A 6455-nucleotide genomic window follows, 5' to 3' on the forward strand; every position below is an offset into this window, starting at 1 on the left:
CGCGGCGGGGCGGGCTGCGGCGCGGGCGGCTGGCTCGCCGGCGGCTCGGCCGGCGCGGGGCGGATCGGCAGCATCGACGCCTCCACGCGCTCGGCATCGTTCAGCACCACCGCAGTGCGCACCACGTTCTCCAGCTCGCGCACGTTGCCGGGCCAGCGATGCGCCAGCAGCGCGGCCTTCGCCTCCTCCGCGAAGCCGCGGAACTGCTTGCCCTCCTCGGCGGCGCTGCGCGCCAGCATCGCCTCGGCGATGGCGATCACGTCCTCGCCGCGCTCGCGCAGCGGCGGCAGGCGCACGGGGACGACGTGCAGCCGGTAGTACAGGTCCTCGCGGAAGCGGCCGGCCTTCACCTCCTCCAGCGGGTCGCGGTTGGTGGCGCAGACGAAGCGCACATCGGTCCGCCGCACCTGCGTGGAGCCCACCGGCTGGAAGGTGCCGGACTGGATGAAGCGCAGCAGCTTGCCCTGCAGCGAGAGGTCCATCTCGCACAACTCGTCCAGGAACAGCGTGCCGCCATCGGCCGCCTGCGCCGCGCCGATCCGGTCGGCCACCGCGCCGGTGAAGGCGCCGCGCACATGGCCGAAGATCTCGCTCTCGATCAGGTCCCGCGGGATGGCCGCGCAGTTGATGGCAATGAACGGCCCGGCGCGGCGCGGCGACAGGCGGTGCACCGCCTCCGCCGCCAGTTCCTTGCCGGTGCCGCTCTCGCCGGTGATGAACACCGTCGCCTTGGACTGCGCTGCCGTCTCCAGCACGCGATAGACCGCCTGCATGGCGGGCGCGCCGCCGACGAAGCCCTGGAAGGCGGCGCGCGGCCGCGCGGCGGTCAGGTCGCGCACCTCCCGCTTCAGCGCCGCGCGCTCGATCGCGTTGGCCAGCGTCACCGCCAGCCGCTCCGCCGCGAAGGGCTTCACCAGGAAGTCGGAGGCGCCGGCGCGCATTGCCTCCACCGCGGTCGCCACGCTGCCATGCGCCGTCATCACCACCACGGCGACATCCGCGCTCTCCCGCCGGATCTCGCGCAGCACCGACATGCCGTCGCCATCCGGCAGGCGGAGGTCGAGCAGCACCGCATCCGGCCGCGTGTCGCGCGCCAGCTTCAGCGCCTCCTCCGCGCTGCGGGCATGCTCGGCGGCATAGCCCGCGGCACGCAGGTACTCGGCATAGACCGCCGCCAGCGAGGCGGTGTCCTCCACCAGCAGGACCTGGCCTTTCGCGTCAGCCATGCCCGCGCCTCCGCCAGCCCAGCAGGACGAACAGCGTGCCGAGCAGCAGCGGCACCAGCCAGCCTGGCGCCTCCAGCAGCGGCAGGAAGGCGTCGTTCCACAGATCCGGCGACAGCCGGCGCTGCACGCCGGCTTGCAGCGTGTTGAGGAAGGGCGGATGGATGGCGAAGATCACCGCGCCGAGCGGCGCGCCCGGCCCGAACCAGGCGGCGACCGCGGCGGCCAGCAGCAGCATCGCCAGGCCGAACACCATCATCGGCGCATCATAGGCGCGCCAGGGGGCGCTGGCGACCGTGCCGGCGCACGCCCGGGCGGCCCGTCCCGTCAGGCCCAGAGGCGTTCGCGCTGCAGGTTGGTGTAGAGGTCCGCGACGAACTCGCCATAGCCGTTGAAGATGCGCGTCGGCACACGCTCGTTGGTGCCGATCAGGCGCTCCGTCGCCTGGCTCCAGCGGGGGTGCGGCACGTCCGGGTTCACATTGGCCCAGAAGCCGTATTCGTTGCCCTGCAGCGTCTCCCAGAAGCTCTTCGGCCGCTGGTCGGTCAGCGTGATGCGCGAGAGCGACTTGCCGGACTTGAAGCCGTATTTCCACGGGAACACCACGCGGAACGGCCCGCCATTCTGCGGCGGCAGCGGGCGGCCGTAGAGCCCGACCGGCATGAAGGTCAGCTCGTTCGCCGCCTCCTCGATCGTGCAGCCCTCGATATGCGGCCAGGGGTACCAGGTCTGGCGCAGGCCGGTCATGTGCGGCGGCACCTGCGCCGTCTCGAGGCGGACATACTTCGCGGAGCCGAGCGGCTTCACGATGTCGAGCAGCTTCGAGAGCTGGAAGCCGGTCCAGGGCACGGTCATAGCCCAGGCCTCCACGCAGCGCAGGCGATAGACGCGCTCCTCCAGGCCGATGCGGCGGATCAGGTCGTCCACGCCGAACTCGCCCGGCGCCTCGACCATGCCGTCCACCCGGATGGTCCAGGGCCGCACGGGCATGCGCAGCGCGGTGGGCCAGATGTCCTTGTTGCTGCCGAATTCGTAGAAGTTGTTGAAGGTGATCGCGTCGCGCTCCGGGCTCACCGCGCGGCCGGGCTGGTAGCGAGGGTTGCGCATCGCCTCCGGCAGGTCCGGCAGGTCGCCGGGGTTGCGCGCCCAGGGATCGCTCGGCGAGCCCGAGCGGCCGCCGAACAGCCACTGCGCCTGCGCCTCGGCCGAGAGCATGGCACCGGCTCCGGCCGCCGCCATCAGGGCGCGGCGGTTCAGCACCAGGTGCCGGGGGGTGGCCTCGCGCTCCGGGATCTCCCAGCCGCGCCTGCGATGGAAATGCATGTCCGTCTCCGCTCCAGCGGGCCTGTCGAAGCTAAGGTCGCCCGCCCGGCCGCCGCGTCAAGGCAAAGGACGCGGCAGCAGGGCGGCCGGTGGCATGTCCGGGCGCGTCGTCACCCGGAAGGTGCGGTAGCGCTCCGCCTCGATCCCCCGCCGGCTGCGCAGCAGCGGACCCTCGGCGCGCCCGCCCGGCTCGGCCCCGGGCCAGAAGGGCACGTCGTGGCGTCGTTCGCTCTGGACCAGCAGGCCGGTTACGCCCATCGCCGGCCGCGGCAGGTCGAACAGCGCCCAGCGCGGATCGAGCGCGACCACCGTCACGCCCGCCGGCAGCCGCAGCGCGAGCTGTGCGGCCAGCCCGTATTCCTCCGCCGCGACGAAGGCCGCGCCGGTTCGTGCGCGCTCCGCCTCCACCGCCGCAGCGAAGGCGTCCCAGCCGCCGAGCCGTGCCAGGGTCGGGTCCTGCCGCCGCGGCAGCGGCAGGGGCGCGAAGGCGGATTGCACATAGACCGCCAGCGTCATCGCCGCTCCGACCGCCACCGCCGGCCGCCGCCAGCCATCCAGCCGCCGCGGCGCGCAGGCTGCGGCCGCGATGCAGGCCGCGGGGTAGAGGATGGCGGGCCAGTTGCCCTGCACCCGGCTGCCGGTCGCCTGCCACAGGAACAGCGCGGCGCCGGGCAGCACCAGCGCGGCCAGCAGCGCCGGCGCGGCCTCTCCCCGCCGCGCCCAGGCCATCGTCGCCACGCCCATGCCGGCGACGCAGAGCACGAAGACCAGCGGCGTCGCCGCGCCGAGTTGCGCCCCCAGCAGCTCACTCAGGTAGCGCAGCGTCACGCCCGGCGCATCGCTGCCCGCGCGGCCGCCCTGCTTCGCGAAGGACGCCCAGCCATGTGTGGCGTTCCACACCACCACCGGCGCGAAGGTGAGCATCGCCAGCACGCCGCCGCCATAGAGCCGCCAGTCCCGCCACCAGCGCCAGGCCGGCCGGCTGAACACCAGCCAGGCGACCACACCGGCGCCCAGCAGCACGGCCGTGTATTTCGAGGCCAGCGCGCAGCCCGCCAGCAGCCCGACGGCCAGCCACCACCGCCCGTCGCCCGTCGCATGCAGCCGCGCCAACGCCCACACCGCGGCGGTCCAGAACACCAGCAGCGGCAGGTCCGGCGTCGCCACGATGCTGCCGATGCCGACCAGCGTCGTCGCGTTGAACAGCGCCGCGGCCCAGACACCGGGGCGCCGCGCAGGGAACAGGTCGTCCGCCGCGCGCGCCAGCAGCACGCTCGCCACCGCGATCGCCAGCGGCCCCACCAGCCGGATCCCGAACGCGCCCTCCCCCGCCAGCAGCGTGCCGGCCCGGATGAACAGCGCGATCATCGGCGGGTGGTCGAGGTAGCCGGCCTGCAGCGTGCGCGACCACACCCAGTAGTACGCCTCGTCCGGCGCCAGCGGCACGAAGGCCGCGACGGCCAGCCGCAGCGCCGTGACCGCGAGCAGCGCTGCCAGCCAGGGGTTCATGCGCGCCGTATAGCCGCCGGCCGGCGTCAGGTCAGCGGGCGCGCCAGACCAGGGTGGAGGAGACGGCGTAGTTCCAGACCACGGTGATCAGCGCCCCCGCCGCGCCGGCCAGGCCCCAATCCGCCGCGCCGTCGCGCACCAGCAGACCGGCCACGCCGACATTGGCCGCCGCGCCGATGCCGCAGACCAGGTAGAACACCGCCAGGCCCCGCCACAGCGCCGGCCCGCGCAGCCGCGCATCGCGATAGGTGATGCGGTTGTTCAGGACGAAGTTGCCCGTCATCGCGACGAAGGTCGCCGCCCATTGCGCCGCATCGAAGCCGAGGCCGAGCCCGATCAGCGCCGCGAGGGTGGCCATGTGCACCAGCACGCCGAAAGCGCCCACCGCGGCGAAGGCGACGAAGCGAAGCGGCACCAGGCCGCGCGTCGCCTTGTCGATCAGCAGGCCCGCGAACTCCAGCAGCACCGTCGCGTCCAGCTTGGAGGCGCCGTGTTCCCGTGCGCGGAAGGCATAGGGCACCTCGGCCACCTGCGGCCGGCGCGGCAGCGTCAGCAGGATGTCGAGCAGGATCTTGAAGCCGCGCCCGGTCAGGCGCGGCGCGATCTCCTCCACCAGGTCGCGCTTCAGCAGGAAGAAGCCGCTCATCGGGTCGGCCACCGGCACCGGCAGCATGGCCTGCGCCATGCGCGTCCCGGCATCCGAGAGCGCGCCGCGCGCCGCCGAGAACCCCTCCGTCGCGCTGCCGCCGTCCACGTGGCGGGACCCGATGGCGATGTCGGCGCCGCGTTCCACCGCGGCCAGCATGGCGGGCAGGATCGCCTCGTCATGCTGCAGGTCGCCATCCATCACCGCGACGAAGGGCGCCGAGACAGAGAGCATCCCCTCGATGCAGGCCGAGGCGAGCCCGCGCCGCCCGACGCGCCGGATGCAGCGGATGCGCGGGTCCCGCGCGGCGATGGCGCGCACCGCCGCGGCGGTGCCGTCCGGGCTGTCGTCATCGACGAAGACGGCTTCCCAGGCGAGGTCGGCCAGCGCGACGTCCAGCCGCTCCACCAGCGGCACGACATTCGCCGCTTCGCGGAACACCGGGATGATGACGGCGAGGCGGGCCGGAAGGGCAGGTGCGACGAGATCGCTCACGCGTGAGGCTTAGCCCGGCGGCATGGCGGAGGGAACGCCCGGGCCGGGCGCACGGCCTTGCCAAGCTGTAATGAATCCCGACACCGCGCCAGCCGTGCCGACGGCCCGCTGCCGATCAGCCCCGCAGGGGCGCGGGTCAGGCGTGTCGGCGCGCCCGCTTCGCCGCGGCCAGACCGAACAGGCCGAGTCCAAGAAGCGCGAGGCTCGCGGGCTCCGGCACGTCCACGACGTAGCGCATGTTGTCCATGAAATAGGCATCGCGGACCACGCCGTTGCGCACCACGCGCACGGCGTCGAAGGGCACGGTGCTCGTGAAGCCGTAGAACCCGGTATCGGGCTGCGGCGCGACGGCCACCGTCATCACATCGGTCCAGCTTCCGCCGATCCGCGCCTGGAGGCGGTTGCCCGGCGCGTCGCTCGTGCCGTTCAGCAGCGTGTTGTCGAACTCCGCACCCCAGGCCGACAGTTGACGGCTGAAGATGAACTGGTCACCCCCGCCCGCGGCATTCTGCGGCGCGCCGCGCCACTGCGTGCCGGTGACGCCGACGGTGACGCCGGTATCCGTGTAGGCAGCCTGCGCGGTGAAGATGAAGGTCGGCGCGAAATTGAAAACCACCGACGGCGCGGCGGTCAGCACGGCCGGCGCGACCGTGAACGGCACCGTCACCTCGCCCGACACGGCGGCGTCGAAGAGCGCGCCGTTGGTGAACAGGGTGAAGGCGGCCCGCGCGTCGTTCGCGACCGTCAGGCCCGCCACGGCCGTTGCTGCAAGAAGGAAACGCTTCACGACAAGGCCCCCGCCAAATGCTCCCGGCTCCGCTGCCGGGGCAGCGACGCGCGGAAGGAGTCGATCCAATAGGACGCGCCGGACTTGCCCGGTCGTACCTGTCTCAAAACGCTATGCAATCTACGTGCCATGAACCTAGTCCATGTGATTGCAGCGACTTGGCGTCCACCACCGTGTCGGCCGCTTCGGAACTGTAAGGAATTCCGACGGCACTCCAGCATCGGCAACGCCGGATTGCCCATGTGAACGCCCTGCCCGATGCTGCCCTCACCACTGCGCGGGGGGATTGGGCGATGGCCGAAAGTGTCGTCATCGGGCGCCGCTTCACGCTGGTCGCCGGCGGCTTGGCCTTGGCCGGGCGTGCGCTCGCGCAGGACTGGCCGGCGCGGCCGATCCGCGCCGTGGTCGGCTTCGCGCCCGGCGGTGGCGTGGACCTCGCCGCGCGCCTCGTCGCGCGCGGCATGGCCGAGGC

At 73.0% G+C, this 6455-nt stretch carries 6 protein-coding genes; all 6 read right to left on the minus strand.

Annotated features, from left to right (window positions below; translation table 11 throughout):
- On the minus strand, positions 1-1226 hold a 1226-nt coding region (locus OZN99_RS22745), incomplete at its 3' end, for a sigma-54-dependent transcriptional regulator (RefSeq protein WP_270937543.1).
- The gene (locus tag OZN99_RS22750) at positions 1219-1482 is read right to left on the minus strand and encodes a hypothetical protein (RefSeq protein WP_270937544.1); all 264 of its coding nucleotides are present in this window, start codon (positions 1480-1482) and stop codon (positions 1219-1221) included. The genes OZN99_RS22750 and OZN99_RS22745, both read right to left, overlap by 8 nt.
- A gap of 68 nt (positions 1483-1550) precedes the next feature.
- The gene (gene msrP / locus OZN99_RS22755; protein WP_270937545.1) at positions 1551-2546 is read right to left on the minus strand and encodes a protein-methionine-sulfoxide reductase catalytic subunit MsrP; all 996 of its coding nucleotides are present in this window, start codon (positions 2544-2546) and stop codon (positions 1551-1553) included.
- Between the two features lie 57 nt (positions 2547-2603).
- Positions 2604-4055: a glycosyltransferase family 39 protein gene (locus OZN99_RS22760; protein WP_270937546.1), complete on the minus strand. Its 1452-nt coding sequence runs from the start codon at positions 4053-4055 to the stop codon at positions 2604-2606.
- 31 nt (positions 4056-4086) lie between these two features.
- Positions 4087-5196 (minus strand): glycosyltransferase, encoded by a 1110-nt coding sequence (locus OZN99_RS22765; RefSeq protein WP_270937547.1) that lies wholly within the window; start codon positions 5194-5196, stop codon positions 4087-4089.
- A 136-nt stretch (positions 5197-5332) separates the two neighbouring features.
- The gene (locus OZN99_RS22770; protein ID WP_270937548.1) at positions 5333-5953 is read right to left on the minus strand and encodes a PEP-CTERM sorting domain-containing protein; all 621 of its coding nucleotides are present in this window, start codon (positions 5951-5953) and stop codon (positions 5333-5335) included.
- Positions 5954-6455: the final 502 nt, after the last annotated feature.

Source organism: Falsiroseomonas oryzae (genome assembly GCF_027856955.1).
In the GTDB taxonomy this organism is placed as follows: Bacteria; Pseudomonadota; Alphaproteobacteria; order Acetobacterales; family Acetobacteraceae; genus Falsiroseomonas; species Falsiroseomonas oryzae.

Bases quoted from the DNA above. Each gene is read 5' to 3' on its own strand.
- OZN99_RS22760 (WP_270937546.1), bottom strand. From the start codon at position 4,055: ATGAACCCCTGGCTGGCAGCGCTGCTCGCGGTCACGGCGCTGCGGCTG.
- OZN99_RS22750 (WP_270937544.1), bottom strand. From the start codon at position 1,482: ATGATGGTGTTCGGCCTGGCGATGCTGCTGCTGGCCGCCGCGGTCGCC.
- msrP (WP_270937545.1), bottom strand. From the start codon at position 2,546: ATGCATTTCCATCGCAGGCGCGGCTGGGAGATCCCGGAGCGCGAGGCC.